This window comes from Neisseria sp. P0021.S007, from assembly GCF_051956855.1.
In genome coordinates, this window is the sequence record NZ_JBQCXA010000191.1 from 1 (window position 1) to 974 (window position 974).

General features: G+C 53.2%; 1 pseudogene. It reads right to left on the bottom strand.

The features are described 5' to 3' along the window. Positions 1–941, bottom strand: a pseudogene (locus ACTHUR_RS12130) (hypothetical protein); the annotation flags it as partial. Positions 942–974: the final 33 nt, after the last annotated feature.

Consider the following 974-nt stretch of genomic DNA (forward strand, 5'->3'; position numbering starts at 1 on the left):
GTAGCAATGGCAGTACTCATAATCGCAAGGCTGGCTGCACCTGATGCATTCGCACCCTTGCCAACGGTACTCGCACCACCGATGGCTACGGCGCTCATACCCGAAGTATTGGAATTGAAACCGATGGAAATACCGTTACCTGCTGCTTCAGTAACAGTGGCGCTGGTACCGATGGCAACAGATGATCTGCCTTGCGCATTTGAAGAGTCACCGATACCGACACTGCCGCTTTTGGTTTTCGCCAAGTTACCGATAGCGACGTTTTTAGTTTCCATACCGTTTGCGCCATTACCGATGTAAATGGACTGGGTACTGTCACTGCCACTGCCTGCGTTGGTACCGATGGCGATCACGTTATCGCTGTTCGTGCTGCTTTGTAACGCATTTTCACCGATAGCGATGTTTCGCCCGTTTGCAGAACTGGAACCGGGACCCGCACCTTTACCGATAGCAATGTCAGCCTGACCTTTCGTTGCCGCACCTTGACCGATGGCAATAGTCTGGTTTTTGGCAGCATTGGCGGAAGAACCGATGGCAATAGAGCCGGTTTCGGCAGTAGCCGAATTCGGACCGATAGCGACGTTACTTTCTCCGCTGGTTTGGGTTCCTTGTCCGATGGAGACAGATTTACCTTGTTTTGAAGGTTGTCCGCCGTCTTGAGGAATGAAATCTAACGCAGTCGTCGTATCATCGCCGCAGACCACGTTGTAGCTGGTAGTATCGAAATAGCAGGTGTTGTAGTCGGCACCTTCGGCAGCCGCAGTGACTGCTTTGCCATTGGCAAGGGTTTTACCGTTATTTGCTGCAGCCATGACTTGACCGCTGGCGAGCAGCAGGCCGGACATGATGGCGGTAAACGCGAAGCGCACGCCTACGGAGGCAACGATGCCGCCTATGCCTGATGAAGTCGTTGTCTTATGCGCTTTGGCGAATTCCGCCACCGCGTTCCACGTCTGTGTGGTTTCGTTCCATAC